General features: G+C 36.8%; 18 protein-coding genes and 1 pseudogene. 5 read left to right on the forward strand and 14 right to left on the reverse strand.

Annotated features, from left to right (window positions below):
* Window positions 1-7: 7 nt before the first annotated feature.
* The 6 genes from MHH58_RS00225 to MHH58_RS00250 all read right to left on the reverse strand — a co-directional run bounded on the left by MHH58_RS00225 (window position 8) and on the right by MHH58_RS00250 (window position 5,995).
* Window positions 8-754 (reverse strand): glycerophosphodiester phosphodiesterase, encoded by a 747-nt coding sequence (locus MHH58_RS00225; protein ID WP_341344643.1) that lies wholly within the window; start codon window positions 752-754, stop codon window positions 8-10.
* The gene (locus MHH58_RS00230; protein ID WP_341344644.1) at window positions 754-1,872 is read right to left on the reverse strand and encodes an ABC transporter ATP-binding protein; all 1,119 of its coding nucleotides are present in this window, start codon (window positions 1,870-1,872) and stop codon (window positions 754-756) included. Before MHH58_RS00230 ends, MHH58_RS00225 begins: the two co-directional genes overlap by 1 nt.
* A gap of 29 nt (window positions 1,873-1,901) precedes the next feature.
* Window positions 1,902-2,792: a carbohydrate ABC transporter permease gene (locus tag MHH58_RS00235; protein ID WP_341344645.1), complete on the reverse strand. Its 891-nt coding sequence runs from the start codon at window positions 2,790-2,792 to the stop codon at window positions 1,902-1,904.
* Window positions 2,785-3,717: a carbohydrate ABC transporter permease gene (locus MHH58_RS00240; protein WP_341344646.1), complete on the reverse strand. Its 933-nt coding sequence runs from the start codon at window positions 3,715-3,717 to the stop codon at window positions 2,785-2,787. The genes MHH58_RS00235 and MHH58_RS00240 overlap by 8 nt, the downstream gene beginning before the upstream one ends.
* 99 nt (window positions 3,718-3,816) lie before the next feature.
* Complete coding sequence (locus MHH58_RS00245; RefSeq protein ID WP_341344647.1) at window positions 3,817-5,154, reverse strand: ABC transporter substrate-binding protein; 1,338 nt, start codon at window positions 5,152-5,154, stop codon at window positions 3,817-3,819.
* A gap of 37 nt (window positions 5,155-5,191) precedes the next feature.
* Window positions 5,192-5,995 carry an HAD-IIA family hydrolase gene (locus MHH58_RS00250; RefSeq protein ID WP_341344648.1) on the reverse strand — a complete coding sequence of 268 codons (804 nt, stop codon included), beginning with the start codon at window positions 5,993-5,995 and terminating at the stop codon, window positions 5,192-5,194.
* A gap of 283 nt (window positions 5,996-6,278) precedes the next feature.
* On the opposite strand from MHH58_RS00250, the gene MHH58_RS00255 reads away from it, so the two are divergent.
* Both MHH58_RS00255 and MHH58_RS12410 read left to right on the forward strand, forming a co-directional pair.
* The gene (locus MHH58_RS00255; RefSeq protein WP_341344649.1) at window positions 6,279-6,845 is read left to right on the forward strand and encodes a glycerol-3-phosphate responsive antiterminator; all 567 of its coding nucleotides are present in this window, start codon (window positions 6,279-6,281) and stop codon (window positions 6,843-6,845) included.
* A gap of 527 nt (window positions 6,846-7,372) precedes the next feature.
* Window positions 7,373-7,498 (forward strand): annotated as a pseudogene (locus MHH58_RS12410) (tryptophan-rich sensory protein); the annotation flags it as partial.
* Window positions 7,499-7,773: 275 nt separating this feature from the next.
* Here MHH58_RS12410 and MHH58_RS00260 read toward each other — a convergent pair.
* Both MHH58_RS00260 and MHH58_RS00265 read right to left on the reverse strand, forming a co-directional pair.
* Window positions 7,774-8,214, reverse strand: a complete 441-nt coding sequence (locus MHH58_RS00260; RefSeq protein WP_341344650.1) for an antibiotic biosynthesis monooxygenase family protein — start codon at window positions 8,212-8,214, stop codon at window positions 7,774-7,776.
* Between the two features lie 260 nt (window positions 8,215-8,474).
* Window positions 8,475-9,620, reverse strand: coding sequence for a cation:proton antiporter (locus MHH58_RS00265; protein WP_341344651.1), 1,146 nt, complete (start codon window positions 9,618-9,620; stop codon window positions 8,475-8,477).
* 489 nt (window positions 9,621-10,109) lie between these two features.
* Here MHH58_RS00265 and MHH58_RS00270 point away from each other — a divergent pair.
* The 3 genes from MHH58_RS00270 to MHH58_RS00280 all read left to right on the forward strand — a co-directional run bounded on the left by MHH58_RS00270 (window position 10,110) and on the right by MHH58_RS00280 (window position 13,070).
* Window positions 10,110-11,437 (forward strand): IS3 family transposase gene (locus MHH58_RS00270; RefSeq protein WP_341344652.1). Its coding sequence is split into 2 segments (ribosomal slippage): window positions 10,110-10,479 and window positions 10,479-11,437, totalling 1,329 coding nucleotides; the frame shifts between segments, so codons are not numbered across the junction.
* Window positions 11,438-11,637: 200 nt separating this feature from the next.
* Window positions 11,638-11,865: a hypothetical protein gene (locus tag MHH58_RS00275; RefSeq protein WP_341344653.1), complete on the forward strand. Its 228-nt coding sequence runs from the start codon at window positions 11,638-11,640 to the stop codon at window positions 11,863-11,865.
* A 203-nt stretch (window positions 11,866-12,068) separates the two neighbouring features.
* On the forward strand, window positions 12,069-13,070 hold the full coding sequence (locus tag MHH58_RS00280) for an LLM class flavin-dependent oxidoreductase (RefSeq protein WP_341344654.1): 1,002 nt from the start codon (window positions 12,069-12,071) through the stop codon (window positions 13,068-13,070).
* A 137-nt stretch (window positions 13,071-13,207) separates the two neighbouring features.
* On the opposite strand, the gene MHH58_RS00285 is transcribed toward MHH58_RS00280, so the two are convergent.
* The 6 genes from MHH58_RS00285 to MHH58_RS00310 form a co-directional block, all read right to left on the reverse strand.
* Complete coding sequence (locus tag MHH58_RS00285) at window positions 13,208-13,747, reverse strand: TlpA family protein disulfide reductase (RefSeq protein WP_341344655.1); 540 nt, start codon at window positions 13,745-13,747, stop codon at window positions 13,208-13,210.
* A 15-nt stretch (window positions 13,748-13,762) separates the two neighbouring features.
* On the reverse strand, window positions 13,763-14,515 hold the full coding sequence (locus tag MHH58_RS00290; RefSeq protein WP_341344656.1) for a cytochrome c biogenesis CcdA family protein: 753 nt from the start codon (window positions 14,513-14,515) through the stop codon (window positions 13,763-13,765).
* Window positions 14,515-15,162: a hypothetical protein gene (locus MHH58_RS00295; RefSeq protein ID WP_341344657.1), complete on the reverse strand. Its 648-nt coding sequence runs from the start codon at window positions 15,160-15,162 to the stop codon at window positions 14,515-14,517. The genes MHH58_RS00290 and MHH58_RS00295 overlap by 1 nt, the downstream gene beginning before the upstream one ends.
* Before the next feature lie 168 nt (window positions 15,163-15,330).
* Window positions 15,331-16,215: a c-type cytochrome gene (locus tag MHH58_RS00300; RefSeq protein WP_341344658.1), complete on the reverse strand. Its 885-nt coding sequence runs from the start codon at window positions 16,213-16,215 to the stop codon at window positions 15,331-15,333.
* A 260-nt stretch (window positions 16,216-16,475) separates the two neighbouring features.
* Window positions 16,476-17,561, reverse strand: a complete 1,086-nt coding sequence (locus MHH58_RS00305; RefSeq protein WP_341344659.1) for a sensor histidine kinase — start codon at window positions 17,559-17,561, stop codon at window positions 16,476-16,478.
* Window positions 17,548-18,231, reverse strand: a complete 684-nt coding sequence (locus tag MHH58_RS00310; RefSeq protein WP_341344660.1) for a response regulator transcription factor — start codon at window positions 18,229-18,231, stop codon at window positions 17,548-17,550. Before MHH58_RS00310 ends, MHH58_RS00305 begins: the two co-directional genes overlap by 14 nt.
* Window positions 18,232-18,262: the final 31 nt, after the last annotated feature.

Here is an 18,262-nt window from a genome sequence, read left to right on the forward strand (position 1 = left end):
CTGTGTTTTATAACTTATGACTTTCAACTATTTTTACTGCCATTTTAGGATCATCCGTGATAATGCTGGTAAGACCTAAAGGCAGCATTTCCTTAATTGATTCAGCATCATTTAAAGTCCAAATGTTTAATCCTGTATTAGAGTTTTTGCAGTTTTTAACCAGCTCTTCGTCAATCATTAAATGATTCGGATGGTAATACTCCACACTGTATTTTCTGCAATACTGTTCAGGATCAAGTAAGTTATGCATCGTTAAAAATCCACAGCTAATCCCGGGGTTCTCTTTCTTCATTTTTAAAATGCTTTTATGATTAAAGGAAGAGATAATCACACTTCTTTCCTGCTGATAATTTACAATGATTTTATTCACCATTTCCTCTATTCCATCATTCTTTACAGTACTTGTTTTTAATTCAATATTTGTGATTAAATCTTTATCCTTTGCCCATTCAAAATACTCCTGAAGTGTCATTATTTTTTCTTCAGCTTTTTTCTGATATTCATCATTGGACTCAAAGTTTGCTGCAAAATCAAAACCTTTCAGCTGTTCTAAATTATATTCGTATATAAAACCACTGCCATTTGAAGTTCGGTCGATTCTATCATCATGACAAATGACCACTTCTCCGTCTTTTGACAGATGAACGTCGATTTCTATTCCGTCTGCCTGTTCCTGATATGCACTTTCAAAGGCTGATTTTGTGTTTTCCGGATATTTAGAAGCGTATCCGCGGTGAGCAATAATTTTAGTCATTATAATCCTTCCTCTCTGAGCATTGTTTCCTCAGTAGCAAAATCAAACAAATAAATATTTTCCAGATTAAAAGACACTTCGATAACATCATCAACAAAAACTTCTTCTGTCGGGCTCAGACGGGCAACTATATCTTTTTCAGCATTTACAGAATTGAAGTATACGTAAGTATCGCTCCCCACCTGCTCCACATTACTGGTTTTAATTTCCAGCGGAAAATCCTGCTGATTATTTACATCATAAAAATTAAAGTGTTCCGGCCGCACACCAAGGTAAATATCTTTTTCAGAACCTTTAAAGTCCAGTCTGTCGGAAACTGAAGATGGAAGCAGCATTTTTCGATCTCCCATATAAAGATGTACACCGCCTTCTCTGATAAGCTTTGCTCTGAAAATATTCATTTGAGGACTGCCGATAAATTGGCCGACAAATAAATTATTGGGGTTTTTATAAAGATTTCGCGGGGTATCGAATTGTTCCAGCACCCCATCACGCATCACTGCTATACGGTCTCCCATGGTCATCGCTTCTGTCTGATCGTGTGTGACATATATAAATGTTGTTTCCAGTTTACGGTGAAGTTTTACTAATTCTGTCCGCATAGTTACACGTAGCTTTGCATCCAGATTGGATAAAGGTTCATCTAATAAGAACACTTTGGGATTTCGTACCATAGCTCGTCCGAGAGCCACCCGCTGTCTTTGCCCTCCGGACAAGGCACCCGGCTTTCTATCCAGGTATTTTCCTAATTCCAGAATTTCAGCAGCAGCTTCCACCTTTTGCTTTATTTGAGCTTTAGATTCTTTTTTCATTTTTAAGGCAAACCCCATATTATCTCTTACTGTCATGTGGGGATATAAGGCATAATTTTGAAATACCATCGAAATATCTCTGTTTTTAGACGGCAGTGTATTCACCAGTTTATCGTCTATAAAAAGTTCCCCGCCTGAAATGCTTTCCAGTCCAGCGATCATTCTTAATGTTGTTGATTTTCCGCATCCTGAAGGGCCAACAAAAACAATAAACTCTTTATCTTTAATATCCAGATTCATATTATTTACTGCTTTAACATCTCCATCATAAATTTTTGAAACGTCTTTTAATATCAGATTTGCCATCTTATGTTCTCCTTTTATTTTTACTTTAATCAGCCTTTAACCGAACCGGCTGTTAACCCTTTAATCATGTTTTTCTGACCAAATATAAAGATAAGCAGCGAAGGCACCATACATATTACGACTCCTGCCAGCATAAGAACCATAGACTGAGAGTCCACACTGTTCAGCATGCTGACACCGATTTGCACGGTCCTGTATTCATCCGCATTCGTAACCAACAGGGGCCACATAAACATGTTCCATGCACCGAGGAATGATTGAACTGCCAAGGCACCTATGGTTGGTCTTAAAAGGGGAATTAAAATTGTAATGATAAAACGAATATTGGAACAGCCGTCCATGCGCGCGGATTCGTAAATTTCTGCCGGGAATGAATGGAGAGCCTGACGAAATAAAAAGATACCGAGAGCTGAAGTCATAAATGGAATGATTAGTACTCTCAAACTGTCGACCCATCCCCAGCCGCTCACCATAATATATTGAGATACAATTACAGATTCTCCGGGAATCATCATCGTAGCTAATATGACTGCAAAGATAACACTGCTTCCTTTGAACTTTAAAAAGTGGAAGCTGAAGGCAGCAAATATTGAAGTAATGATTTGCGAGAAAGTTATTGCAACTGCGACAATAAGCGAGTTTTTAATATATGTAGCAATAGGCGCTGTTTTAAATACATCTATATAATTCGAGAAAACAGGAGACTCAGGAAAGAAAGAGGCGTCCTGCTGATATACTTCTGATGGAGCCTTCAGTGACATGCTGATTGCATAGATTAAGGGGAAAAGCACAATCCCTGCAACTGCAAGGTTCACAATAAGTAAAATAATTGACCGCCAATTCCAAAACTTTTTAAAATCAATGGCTAAAGATATCTTCCTTTTCTTTTGAGGCAAAGTATCCACTTCGGTACTATACATTGATTCTTCCTCCCTTGTTCACTTTAAAAATGATGATTGTTAAAATTACGACAATAACAAACAGTACAATAGATTCAGCTGAGGCATAACCGTAGCGGTAATTCATAAATGCATTGCGGTAAATGACGTAAACAATCACGTTAGTAGATTCTCCGGGACCGCCGCCTGTCAAAATTCTGATTTGAGCGAACCCTTGAAAGGCATTGATAATATTGGTTACAACGACAAAGAAAGTGATGGGCTTTAAACTTGGTATCGTAATATGACGTATTTTGTTCCACCAATTTGCCCCATCAATTGATGCACTCTCATATAAAGATTCATCAATACTGGAGAGACCGGCGCTAAAATATAAAAAGTTCAAACCGCTGTTCAGCCATCCTGTCAGAATTCCTATACTTAATAAAGCGTAGGTGGGGTCAGCCAGCCAGTTAATATCTGTCCCGAGAATCTGGTTGACGATTCCTATGCTTTGATTGAGCATCACTTGGAACACCAGTGCTATACCGCTGGTAGCGATAGCTATAGGCAGAGCATAAGCTGCAGAAAAAAGACGAATTCCGGGAAACGTGCGCTGACATAAAAGTGCAGTAAAGAAACCTAAAAGCACTCCGACTATTACAACTATAAAAACAAATAAGATTGTAACGATTAAACTGTTATGAAATGAACTGCTTTTAAACAGTTCAATATAATTTTCCAAACCTACAAACAAAGCATTTCTTCCGAGGTTATCTGTTATATGCAGACTGCGTATAATTGTTTGAAAGAAAGGCCAGAATAGAAATATCCCGAGTAAAAGCAGTGCCGGAGATAAATACAGAAGTGGCTCAATTTTTTCAGTCAGCGGTCTTTGTGATATTTTGATGCCTTGAAATTTTTTTGGCTTTTTTGAAGCTTCCATTGAACCACAGTCACCTTTCAAAAATATAATTTATTATTAAGTACCGGGTAACCGGCTCCTTGCTGATCTAAGAAAATACCAGCTGTACTAAAAGAAAACAGCTACCCGATAAACTTAATTTTATTGATTATTTACGCGATTATAATTTTCAATTGCATTATTTGACTGGTCTATAATATTTTGAGCTGCTTCTTCCGGTGTTGTGCTTCCATTCAGCATATTTTCAGTTTCCGCTTCCTGAATTTGACGAATTTCCTGATAAACGGTGCTTAATCCGCCTTGAGATTCCGGGTTGGAATCATGCAGCTGATCTATTGCTGTTTGGAACTGCGGGTATTCTTCCAGGTTTTCTTTAAATTCCGGTTCCTCGTGAGCATCAACAGTAATTGGGAAATAACCAGTTTTTGCATTCCAATAGGCTTGCGATTCAGGTTCAATCATAAACTCGATAAAATCCCATGCTGCATCTTTTCTTGCTTCATCTTCAGAGTCAATCATATAAAGCGAAGCACCGCCGATGGAAACCTCACCTTCATCTTCTTCAGTAAGTGAAGGGAAGTATGCAGTACCTACTTCAAAGCTGTCGCCGACTTCGTTCAGGATTGTTCTTAAAGTTGCAGTTGAAGCAAAAGTCATAGCCGATTCTCCGGCAACAAATTCAGGCTGTCCGCCATTACGTCCAACGTTTGGAGCATATCCATCCTCATAAAGCTGATTCCAAGTGTCTAAAGCATTTTCTATTCCTTGATTTTCATCAAAAACAACTTTAGAAGGGTTTTCTTCGCGTCCATTTCCATTATCGAACATATCTAATCCCTGTTTGTTCATCCATTGATCAAACCACCAGCCGTAGATATTCATTGAAATCGGCATTTCAGCACCGCCTTCTTCCATAAGTGCAGCACCAATTTCATTAATTTCTTCCATACTTGAAGGTGCTTCTTCAATTCCTGCCTGTTCGAACATATCTTTGTTGTAATAAAGAAGAGGTGTCGACGAGTTAAAAGGCATAGAGTTTAATTTGCCCTCAATTGTGTAATAAGCTGCAAGGTTAGGCTCTATTTGATTAATGTCATAGCCCGACTTATCAATATAATCCTGTACGGGAACAATCAAACCGGAGTCAATCATATTACGTGCGCCTAATTCAAAAACTTGTACAATATCAGCGCCTACTTCAGAACCTTGGGTAGAGTTTCTCAGTTTTGTAAGAGTATCATCATAGCTGCCCTGATATTCTGCAGTAACATTTACATTTTCACTTTGCTCATTGTAACGTTTGACTAATTCATCGATACCTTCACCAGGTTCGCCGCCCATGGAATGCCAAAAGGTCAATTCAACCTTTCCATCCACAGTACCTGAAGCTTCTTCATCTGCTGAACTTTCATTACTTCCGCAAGCTGTAAGTATTACCGCAAAAGTCAGTAATAAAGTGAATAACGTAAATTTCTTCATTTTTATCCTCCTGGTTATATAAATAATTTTTCAATCACTACGTTATGCTTTTAGTATTTAAAGATAGTTCTTTCATTAATTGAGATAAATCCTCGTATATCCTATGAGGTGTGATATACGTGTTTTCTGCTTCCTCTGCTGAAGTGACTCCAGTTAGGACGAGTGCGGTGTTCATACCGGCATTACTTCCAAATAAAATATCAGTATCCAGACGGTCGCCAATCATTAAACATTTTTCTCCTGCCAAACCAGTTTCTGAAAAGATATAATCAGCAGGGAGCTTTGACGGTTTCCCTATAATATTTTTTGCCCTTGTGTTACTTGCTGACTCAATTGCCTTAATTAAAGTACCAGCATCCGGAATAACCCTATTTTTCATAGGACAGAAAGGATCAGGATTAAGGCCGATTAATTGTGCGCCCTTCCGGACTGCTTCAGCAGCCGAATTCAGTTTTTTATAAGAAAATTCTTTGTCTAAACCGACAAGTACATGTGTGATTTCGTCTGGATTATTTGTAAGAATTATTTTTGCTTTTGCTAACTCGCTTTTAACTGAATCTCCTGCAATTACCATTACTCGCGGCACTTCCGAATATGTACGAAAATAGCTGCTGATTAAACTTACAGGTGTAATGATGTCCGAAGATTCAGCGGGTATAGAAAGGAAGTTTAAATGCTCAGCCACCTCTTCATTTGTGCGGGTTGATGAGTTCGTAAGAAAATAAATTTTCTTATTAAGTCTGTTTAAAAATTGAATAGTTTCCTCAGCATAGGGCAGTAATTTATCTTCCAATAAAATAGTGCCATCGATATCAAATATAAATAATTCTATTTCTGTCAAATCAACTATCGTTATCACCTCCTTTTAAACAGCAAAAAACCCTTCGAAGGCAAAACGAAATTATCGGACTTAAAAAAACCGATATACTTCAGATTGCAACGAAGGGTTTTTCTCCACATATTCTCTAACCCAGAGTGCTATATGTAATTTTCACACAAGTATTATTATAGAGATTCCTTATTAATAATAAGTTAAAGGTATGTATATATTCAGTAAATTTGCACTGCTTAAATATTCACTTGTTATAATTTAATTATTATCCTAGAAGGGAACATAATATTTTATGCCATCTATTAATTCGTTATTAAAAACCAACAAAGTATTCGCAGCATGCAAACCAGAAAATATTGCTACTGTATACGAAACTGAAGTAAGCGGCGCCATCTTAATGAACGGTACATTAAATTATTACTTAAATAACATCCAGGAATTGAAATCTTGCACCAAACCGTTATTCATTCATACAGACCTTATAAAAGGACTTTCTAATGATAAAGAAGCTATTCATTTTATTGCAAAACACTTGCAGCCGGCGGGTATTGTTTCTACAAAGAGCGGAATGATCCGTACGGCGAAGAGTGAAGGACTGCTTACTATTATGCGTATTTTCCTAATCGATACAAGCTCCTTGAAAAACTCAATTAAACATATTAAAGACAGTAAACCGGATGCTATTGAAATTATGCCTGGCATTGCTCCGGAGATTGTTAAAACATTAAGAGAGCACGTCGAACAGCCGATTATTCTCGGCGGTTTGATCTGGAACAAAGAACATATTGACGATGCATTTCAAGCCGGTGCAGATGCTGTCTCACTCAGTAAAGAGCAATTTTGGGATTTGCGTTACTAAAAAAACGAATGTGATTTGATGTGCTAAAGTGTATCGGAACTAATCCATAAAACCTTTCGCCCACAAGATATGAGTGCAAAAGCCATCATGCTCAAAACTGACGTAGAGAAAGTAATTAAATGAGAGTATATCGTGAGTTATTCAAAAAAGTGATTCATCATAAGCCGGTGGGCTACGATGAATCGCTATTTAATTTTCACGCTATTTATTTCAGATTTAAAATATAGAAGTTAATTTAGTGAATTTGCATGCAGTTTAAAAATATCCAATTAACGTAATCGAAAGTTATGATGAAACCATCGCAGTACGTAATGCTGCAAAAAAAAATGAAGATTTAATAAGATTTATAAAGGAGAACTAATTTAAATGACAAAACATATACCATTCTTTATTTGACAATAGGACTTGCACATGAACTTTTTAAAAAAGAGATAATAGTGCGGCAGGTAGAGTGTTTAAGGTTCATCTTTTAATTAACTACACCTGGTCGTTCTTATTTTTTCGTTTAAGAAAAGCGTCAATTAGCTCTAATAAACAGTATTATGATCTGGAGCACGATGTACGCTTTGTTATTGAAATTTTTTAAAGTAAATAAAGGGTATGGCATTATTCTGCTCCCGTACACTCTATGGACAACATTTGAGCTTACTTGACATTAGGAAGCTGGTACTTAAACAAAAAAGATGTGCAAGTTAAAAATTAAACTAGTTTATAAACCTCAAAAAAGAGCTTATCCCATAACGTTGATTTTTTAACGATTGAATAAACTCAAGTAGAAATATTTTAATATATAAGAATTTAATGTAGTATTAAGCGATTGAAATTTTTTCGCAATTTTCTCATTAAGACAAATTTAAATGGTAACTAATAAAGATTTTTAAACTCTTTAACTTATCTTTTATCTATAATTCATTAAGGATTAATAGAGTTAAAACTCACTAGACAAATCTACACTAATATTAAAAGATAAACTTCTGTTTATGATATTATGATCAGCACCTTCTTTAGTTCCTCTTTTTTGGTGAGAAGCTTTATACTCCCGAGAACTTTTCCAATTCTTATAAGCGGCTGTATCTGTCCAAATTGTAATAATCACGTAATGTATATACAGGTCCTTAGGTCTTAAAAATAATAAGCTTTGAAATCCCTCTGTATTCCTTAAATGATGATCTCTATTTAAAAAAACACGCTCAAAATCCTCTTCGTAACCAGGGTTAATATATAAGTAGTTTAGGACTGCATGACCTTTTTCAGGTGTTGTCCTGATTTTTTCCAGAATTGTATATTGTTGTGTTTCACCAAATTTATTTATAGTTACTTCATTGTTAATTTGACTTATGGAAATATGATGTACTTTATTTCTTAACATATTAAACCCTCCATTTTCAATTTATTTCTAATTTTAAATACTTGCTTCTCTTCAAGCGACCGATTGTAAACCAATTAAAATATATAAGAATTATTTTTGATGCACTTTAACCTAATTTAACGACTGGTGAAATCTATAGAGATGATTACAAGTGACTCATATTCATCTCATACGGATGGATAAATATTTAATAGAACCTTGTTCTTTAATAAATATTTCTGAGAATTATTATGAACTGCCTGTTAGTCTGGCAGTAATACTCATTGACCATTATTACGCATTATGAGTTTAGCGGTAAAAGGAAATATGAGCACAGTCAGGGCTCCTCCGGTTACCATAGTAGCAGCTGTTCCCTGGTCAATAATCTCCGAAGACACGGCGATCTGGGTCACCGCGACGATGATAGGTAGCCCAGTAGCAGAATATAGTCCTAACGCAACTTGTTCTCTCGATGATTTAATACCGGAATATGTATTGCTCCAACGTTCTCTAAGGAATACCACCAAACCGCGAACAGTTGCAATTAATGTGATGAAACCCAGCAAAAGTTGCCAGTTTCTCAACACCTGAGAGAGACTGATTTCCATTCCGCTGGTGACAAAGAAAACTGGAATCAGAAAGCTGAATCCTAAAACTTCGACTTTATGTGCAACTTCCTCTCCCTGTTCTGGAGAAAAAGTTTTAAAGACCACGTTGAGGAGGAGTCCAGCAGAAAAAGCTCCTAGCGCGATATCAAGTTCAAATATTGCTGTGAGCAGCATCAGGGTAACCAATGCAAAGACAGTCATTCTAAGCGTTGTCTGCATTGTAGTATTAGATACTGACACTACGGCTTTGCCTAGCAGCGGGACTCTTCGAATGAATCGTATTGGAATACCGACTATCAGAACAGCTATAATGGCGAAGAAAATCAGAATCAATGAAGCTTGCCAAGTTGCAAACGTGGAAAGCAGCAGTGACATTGCCACAATCGGCAGCAGCTCTCCGTATGCACCATGTGTCATTGTAGCCTTGCCGAGCGGGGTATTTATCTCCCCTGAGTCTTTCAAGATGGGTAACAATGTTCCGAGTGCTGTTGAAGTAGACGCGATAGCAAGTACTATAGCCACACGGAACTCAAAATTTGTAAGTAGAAGACCGGCACCAACGCCTAATATGATACAAATCACCCATGTGAGAGCAGCATGTTTACCTTGGCGCGCTCGCATATCAGAGGTGCTGACTTCAAAACCTGCCAGCAAAAACAAAAAACCCATCCCCAATTCACGAAGAAATTGTACAGCCTCAGTCTGTTCAGCCAACCCAAACATGTTAGGGCCAATGATGACTCCGAATGCAAGTAGCCACACTACATCTGGCACGTATCTGTGCGATATAAGGGCAAATATGGGTGCAAGTGCTGCCACCAGTACTATCCACCATACTGATGTAAGATTGTCGACTAATAGATTGTGAACAAGCATATTCAAAACTCATTTCATTCAGTATTATGTACTTAGCATGTCTGAACTGTTATATAATTAATCAGTCTACCCAATAATATAATCATTTCATTGCAAGTACATCTGTATTGTACTTATGCAAATGATTACTGTATATACTAATTTCATTATTAACTTCAGATTCTCACTTTTTCAGCAGCTGCAGTCGTTCCGTTTATCATTGCGATGGTCATATGTATGCTGATTATCACATTTATCCCGCAGTTATCCATGTGGCTGCCTGGATTCAGTCAGTAGATTAATTAGTGATGTATACAAAAAAGGAGATCAAACCGTGAACTGTAACCCGAATAATAGACAGCTTATAAAAAGCGTCTCTTATTCGGGTTTTTCTATGCCCTAAAGATCATCTTGTTTATACTTAAATAAACTATCTGTACGGAGGGCTCTATCATGGCTAGACATTTTACGTCTTTTGAAATTAAAGAACTGGAACAAAATCCAAATGTATTGAGGGTATCTGATCGATCGATTACGTATCACCCAGAATTTAAAATACGCGCAGTAGACGCGCATAAACAAGGTGTTGGTCCCACACAAATCTTCCTCGATCATGGATTTGATTTATCTGTCATCGGTAAAGAACAACCGCAACGATGCTTATTACGATGGCGAGGAACATATGCACAATACGGACAAATTGGTTTGGAACGTGACCAGCGTGGAAAAGGCTCCTCAGGTCGTCCGACGAATAAAGCATTGAGCAGTGATGAGAAATTAAAGAAAGCTGAAGCAAGAATAAAGTATTTGGAAGCTGAAAATGAGTTTCTAAAAAAGCTCGAGATGAAAGAAAGGCAGGCGAAACAGAACCGTCGCAGTTAAAACTATATGAGACTTATGAATTAATTGAAAACATTTGTCGGAATCATCAACTTAAAAATATGATTACTTACCTGTGTATGCTGGGAGACGTGTCGAGAAGTGGTTATTATGCATGGAAAAAGAATGAAACAAATCGATCCGTAAGACAAATCAATGATGAAGCAGACATTGTCCTCATTAAGAAAATCTATGACGCTGAAAAAGGTAAAGTCGGTGCCTTACAAATTAAAATAATCTTAAACAATGATTATCATATTATTATGAATCACAAAAAGATTAGACGACTGATGAAAAAATATAATCTAGTGGCACGCATTCGTCGAGCGAACCCTTATAAATTAATGATGAAAGCAACGCAGGAACATAAAACGTGTAAAAACTTATTGAAGCGTGAGTTTGACCAGGGAGAGCCAGGAAAGGTCCTGCTAACTGATATTACTTACTTGTATTACGGTAACGGTCAGAAAGCCTATTTATCCTGCGTGAAAGATGGTGCGACTCGAGAGATTGTTGCGCATGTGGTCACTACATCATTAAAAATGAACATCGTGTATCGGACTTTAAAACAACTCTCAGATGCCGTGGATGAATTCCATCCGGAAGCACTTATTCATTCCGATCAAGGCTTTCACTATACCCATCCTGAGTTCCAAGATAAAGTGAAAAAAATGGGATTGGTACAATCAATGTCGCGTCGGGGGAACTGCTGGGACAATGCTTCAATGGAATCATTTTTTGGGACTTTCAAAGATTGGGTCGATCATAAATCTTGTGAATCCTTAGACGAACTCAAACATCAAACAAATGAATATATTAATAAGTATAATAATGAGCGCTATCAATGGGGACTAAATAAGATGACCCCGGCACAATACCGGGGTCATCTACTCACAGCGTAACGCTTTTATTAAATTGTCTATTTTATAGGTTACAGTTCACCGAATAGTTTTGAGATCCTTTTTACTAGTATTAATAATATTCAGGACGGATACTTGCATCTGGAATTCTTGTGAATAAATTTCGACAAATGACAATGGAAACCGTCCCGGTAATTTACTGAATGATATAATCAAGTCAAAGTAAACTAGGAGATATTTTTATGAAAGAGAGAGACAAATCTAAACTGACTGTCATTATACTTTTCATTCTGATGCTGATCAGTATAGCCTTACTCATTATATTTATTATTATGGCGGCAAATAATCTTGAAGAGAATCAGAGGAAAACTTCTGAAGTACAACCCTTAATTGAAGAACAAATAAGCTCTGATAATATTCTCTCTGCTTCAACGAAACGTGTAAATATTGGAGAGCAAAAAGTCATCTGACCAAAGCCGGGCAGAGGACTTTTTATTTTAATACTCAATTTACAAACTGATAATTATTAGTATTTTTAACAAGTATGAACAGTAAAAATCTGAAACAATAAATTATCTTTCTATCAAACGGTGCTTTATGATGAGGATGTCTCATTATAATGAAGTACATTAAATTAACAGCTAATAAGATTTATAAAGGAGAACTAATTTAAATGACAAAACGTATACCATTAAATGTCCTTGAACTTGTGGGCATTTCGGAAAACCAGACGATTAGGGAAGCGATTGAAGCTTCTATGGAAAATGCGGAGCTTATAGATAAACTTGGATTCAAAAGGCTCTGGTTCGCAGAGCACCATAATACAAAAAATCTCGCATCCGCTGCAACGTCCCAGCTGATTGCGATGGCTGCAGCGCGAACTAAAAACATTCGTGTCGGATCAGGCGGTATTATGCTGCCGAACCATTCACCACTCCAGGTTGCTGAAAATTTCGGTACGATTGCACAGCTCTATCCGGGTAGAATTGATCTCGGACTCGGCCGTGCACCGGGTACCGATCAAAGAACATCTCAACTAATTACACGTACCAGCAGTGATGCGCAAAACTTTGCAAACTCTATTTATGACCTTATCGGCTGGTTCAGTGAAGAAGGCCTCGGTCATAGTGTTCCAGTGACTTCTACAGTAGGTACAGGAACCAATATTCCGATATGGGTCTTAGGATCAAGTATGAACGGTGCATCAATTGCCGGACAGCTCGGACTGCCTTATTCTATTGCAACTCACTTTACACCCGATGATTATAAACAGAAAATTGATATCTACCGCTCGGCATTTACGACAGATTCGCCGACTTCTCAGATTGATGAACCTTATGTCATGGCAGGGATTAATGTCGTTGTGGCACCGACAGATGAGGAAGCAGAAAAAATCTGGACAACAACGACACAGATGATGGTGGATATGCAGACCGGCCAGCAGCGTAAACTCCAGCCTCCTGTGGATCCTGAACAATTAGGAACAGAAGAACAAAGAAAAATGATGGATGCGATGTTCAGCCTGAAAGCCGTTGGTTCACCTGAAACGGTACTTAAAAAACTGGAAGAATTTACAGAAGAAACCGGAGCAGACGAACTGATTATTGTGACATATGCTTATGATCCGGAAAAAAGAAAACAATCGATGGAACTGCTGGCAGACCTGTGGTTCTAACCTCATAGCAAGAGCCATAAAATTTTATAATATAATATTAGATGAATTTACTTTAAAAGCCGTACGCTAGACTTATAAGGGAATAGCATCTGCGTGAGACTACAGACTCACGCAGATGCTCCAGATGTAAATACTCATCACTCCACTTTAGAGAGTTCTTTCTGCATAATTTCATAATTAATTGCTCCTCTTGCTGAGAATTGGATTATTCCCTCAGAGTCGATTATAAAAGAAGTGGGAAACACTTGTACTTTATACATTTCTGTAACCGCAGAATCCTGATCCATTAAAATAGGAAAGCTCAAATCGTATTCTTCAATAAAATCCTGAACGGTTTTTTCACTTTGTTCTGATTCACTTAAGTTTATAGCTAGTATTTCAACGTCTTCAGATTCATACAGCTGTTGAAAATCCGGCATTTCTGCGCGGCAAGGCGGACACCAGGTTGCCCAGAAGTTTAGAATTACCGGTTTTCCTCTGAATTTAGTCAGCTGTGTCTCTTCACCTTCCAGGCTGGTCAGTTTAAAATCTGGTGCTGATTGTCCAATAGATAAGCCGACATCTTCAACTTCATTGTTTTTTTCCACCGAAGGTTCTTCTCCAGAACCTTCAATGTATTGATAAATTGCCCAGCCTGCCATAATTATAATAAGTGAAATAAGTAATATTTTTTTCATGAAAAATTACTCCTTTTATCCTAAATTTGAAAGCCATGTTCCTTCAACAAGATCCAGTAAAAATTCTGTAATCCGGGGCATTAAACCGAGGAATAACACGAGTCCCATCACAATCATTATGATGCCGCCTGTTGTCATAATGACTCCGGAGTGTCTTACAATCCATCGGGTAGATCCAATAAAGAAACTTAATATGATAAATGGTAAGGAAAAGCCGATGACATACATTACTGTGTATAATATTCCTTGTCCAGGGTTGCTGGCCGACAATAAAAGAATGGAGCCGAAAATTGGACCGATACATGGAGTCCACCCTGCTGCAAATCCCAAACCTACAAATAAAGTTCCTAAATATCCGGCTGATTTTTTTGAGTAATTATATCGTTTCTCTCTCATCATGATAGGTATGTTAATCCAGCCTGCAACGAAAAGCCCCATCACAATAATAAAAATACCTGCGATTCTCTGTAATAATAAACCTGAATCACCGAGTATTAAATTTTGTATCCATTCTCCTAAAAATGATGCACCGGCGCCTAAGCTTATAAAAACAAAAGAAACACCGAATAGAAAAATTACAGAATGACTGAGTATCTTCTTACGTACTCCTTTCTTGGTTCCATCCTGAATCTCTTTAACACTGATACCTGTAATATATGAAATGTACGCCGGGAAAATCGGCAGTACACATGGAGATAGAAAAGATAAAGCTCCAGCACCTATTGCTAAAAGCATACTTCCCAATTGTATTGTTTCTACTCCAGCCATCAAATCTCTCCTTCTCTAATCGTTAAAAATAGCAGTAAAGTACTCATTATAAAAAATAAAGGTAAAAACCACGGACGTATTATATAATCAAATACAGTAATCACCGGGTATATATTTAATAGAGCAAGCATTCCTCCGGACCATAAAAAACTGATGACTATAAGCAGCAACTTTGCTTTAAATCGTCCTTGAAGTATTAAAAAGATTAATAAAATTACTGATAGTAACAATAAATATCCAAAAGAGCTGTTATTATTAACCGAAATAAACTGAATAAGTTCGTAGATGATAGAAGCAATTAAGAATATTATTGTAAATGCTTCTGTAAAATCAGTTGCATCTGATTTATTTTTTCTATTAAAGTAGATGAAAATAATAGAATTCAGTAAAAATGCAAAATAAAATGTATAAGAATCACTTGGATAAGCCAATATTGTCAATGGAGCTTTTATAAAAATAGAGAAATTTAAAATGATTTTTATCAGCCAAATGAATATAATAAAGTTAATCAGTTGTGACATGGTCTCTTGTATTAAATTTTTCTTCTTTTCTTTTGGTTTATCACTGTAGATGAAAAAAATCATAAAACTTATAGCGAAGCTTATAACAAGTTGGCCTGCAGCCAGCATGACATTCGTTATAACCATATAACCCTCCTGTAAATAATCCTCTTTAACTTAAATATTATAAATTGAATGTGAAAATATGATGAAAGTGATAAAAACAAAACAACTGTTCATTCCTTAAAGTGGAATGAACAGTTGTTTTAAGATATTTAGATAATTGAAAAACAGATGTTTTTCAAAAAGTTAATCTTACTCGTCTTGAACACGTTCAAAGTCAGTCCAATCTAAATAGTTATTTCTTAGTGCTTCTTTTGTTTCTTCATTTAAATAATCATCGGGCTTATTGCCATTAGGGAACCGGTTGACACCTTCAAATTCAGGTCTATCCTGCATAAGAATATAAGCTGCAATATTAGACGCTTCCTGTTCGCTTAGTGTACCTTCTTGACCTTTAGGCATATAATGTTTTATAAAATATTGCATGTTGGAAAACCTTGCCATACCTGCACCATCGTTAAAAGAACCTGGACCCCATAAATCGGGACCGGTGTAGGCAGACTCTGTGCCGGCACGACCGTGACAGCTCATACAATTATACCGTGAAAACTCATTTGCTCCCTGTTCGACATTCGGAGCGGGAATATTGTCCGCTCTTTCATCAACAGTCATAAAATCATACTGGTCTCCCGATTCAATATTTTTACTTAAGTATTCAAAATAAGATATAAATGCCTCCATCGTCTCGCCTTCTGGATCTATTTCTTTACCATCCATGCTTCTTAAGAAACAGCCGTTAATTCTATCTTCGAGAGTGACGTCTTTTCCTTCACGTTCACTATACTGAGGAAATTTCTCAGTAACCCCTATTAAATTCAAAGAATCGCCCCGTCCAGCACCAGCGTGACAACTTGCGCAGCTTAAATTGTTGCCGACATTTTCCGGCAGCATATCGTTAGTATGTGTAACTAATTCCTGACCGCGGTCAATATCCTCAATCTCTTCGTCACTATATTCGCTTAATGCCGGAATTAAAGATGATTTATCGACTTCATTATCTGCTTGTTCTGTGTCATTGGAACAAGCTGCAAAAATCATCATTAAAAATACCAGTAATAAAACGTGCCTGGTTTTCATAATTTCTCCTCCCCAATCTTAAAATATTTTAATACTGTAATTATCCCCTAAAATTTAAAAATATTGACAGTTTAAGACGGCACTATATAAACAGATAAACTTATGTAGATGTAAAAACTCTGGAAGTGATTTAAGATAAACTGGCAATAAAGAAAGCTTTATAATCAAAATATCACAATAATGTGAAAATTCCTAAAAACTTGTTTTGCCTTTAAAGGAGAAAATTAATTTCAGGGTATATGAAATTCAATACTGCAGAATTATTTAACAGGCAGAGTAAAACAAAAAGTATTGATGCCGTTTTCTGAGCAAACTTTAATTTCGCCGCTGTGGCTATGGATAATTTCTTTAACAATAGCAAGACCGAGTCCGCTGCCGCCTGTCTGATCGTTTCTTGAAGAGTCTATACGATAGAAACGCTCAAATATAAGATTTTTTTCTTTATCTGGAATCATAGGTCCCGGATTGCTGACAGATACATGATAAAAGTTATTTTGAAGGCCGCCTTTAATATATATAGGAGAAATTCCTTCATAATGATTCAAGGCATTGTCAATTAGGTTCGTTACTACCTGCTGGATACCATCAGCATTCACCCGTAAAGAGCAGTCTTTGATATCTAATATTAATGAAATATTATTTCTTTCCAGTTGGAACTGAAACATAGCTGCACATTGTTCAATCAGTTCAGTGATATTTTTGATCTCATATTCTGTATATTGGTAAGAAGAAAAATCTCCCCATTCTTTCAAAAATTCTATTTGTTCAACCATATCTTTTATACGTTTCGACTCGTTGAGCAAAGCTTGATATAATTCCGGATCGCCTTGAATAATCCCGTCGTGGAGAGCTTTTAAATAACCGTTTAAGTTTGTAAGAGGGGTTCGGAGTTCGTGGGATAAATTGGAAACAAGCTGGCTGCGGTTCGTATTATTTGTTTTAAGCTGTTTAACCAAGCCGTTGAACTGTTCAGTAAGGACTCCTATCTCTCCGGCAGCAACGGTGTCTATTGGTTCAGGATATTCTCCACTTTGTATCTGCTTAGTGGACTTAATTAGTTCTTGTACAGGACGGACTATCTTTCTTGTCAGATAATAATGCAGAAAACTCCCTGTAATAATGGTAATTGAAGAAAAAATAAGCAGGTAATTGAACAGCAGAGAATTAAATTGTTCCTGCTGCATATTATTTAAATTCCCCATCGAAAGCATCAGCATACACGCAGTGTTATAAATTGCCAGACCGCTCAATAAAATTGCTGAAGTGATTATAATAATGTTTAAAGTTGACAGTTTCCACAGAAAATCTTGCGGTATAACTTTTTTAATAATTTTATGCAGTGACAAATTTATACCCCATTCCCCGTACTGTCTGAATACGCTGAGGGTGAGAGCTGTCTTTTTCAATTTTTTCCCGGAGTTTTTTAATATGTGCATCAATGGTCCGGTCAAGTACAGTATTTTCAGCGTTCGGATATAAGTGGTCAATCAGAGTTTCTCTGTCATGAATAACATTGGGATGCTGCATAAAATAATAAAGCAAATTAAACTCATGCTTCGTTAATGTAATGTCACTATCGTAAAGCTGTACTTCTCCCTTGCGCGGTTTGATACACAAGCCGCTGTGCACAATTTTTTGACAATATTGACCGGTACGTCTTAAAACTGCTTCGACATGTGCAACAAGTTCATCTGGTTCAAAAGGTTTTGTAATATAATCATCAGCCCCCATTTTAAGGCCTTTAATTTTATCACTGACTCTGGATTTCGCAGAAAGAATGATAAAAGAAACTTCATTACGCTGTTCTGTACGAACCCATTCCAAAAACTCTTCTCCACTCACTTTCGGAAGCATTAAATCGAGAATAATCAAACATGGATGAGTGCTTAAAAAGACACTTTTTGCCTCTATACCATCGGCAGCTTCTACTACGTCGTAATTATTGTTTTCCAAGTTAATCTTGATTAATTTCCGAATCATATTATCATCTTCTATGACTAAAATTCTTTGTTTCATAATAAACACCTCATAAAAATTCTTAAGCAGG

Source organism: Jeotgalicoccus sp. FSL K6-3177 (genome assembly GCF_038050175.1).
In the GTDB taxonomy this organism is placed as follows: Bacteria; Bacillota; Bacilli; order Staphylococcales; family Salinicoccaceae; genus Jeotgalicoccus; species Jeotgalicoccus nanhaiensis.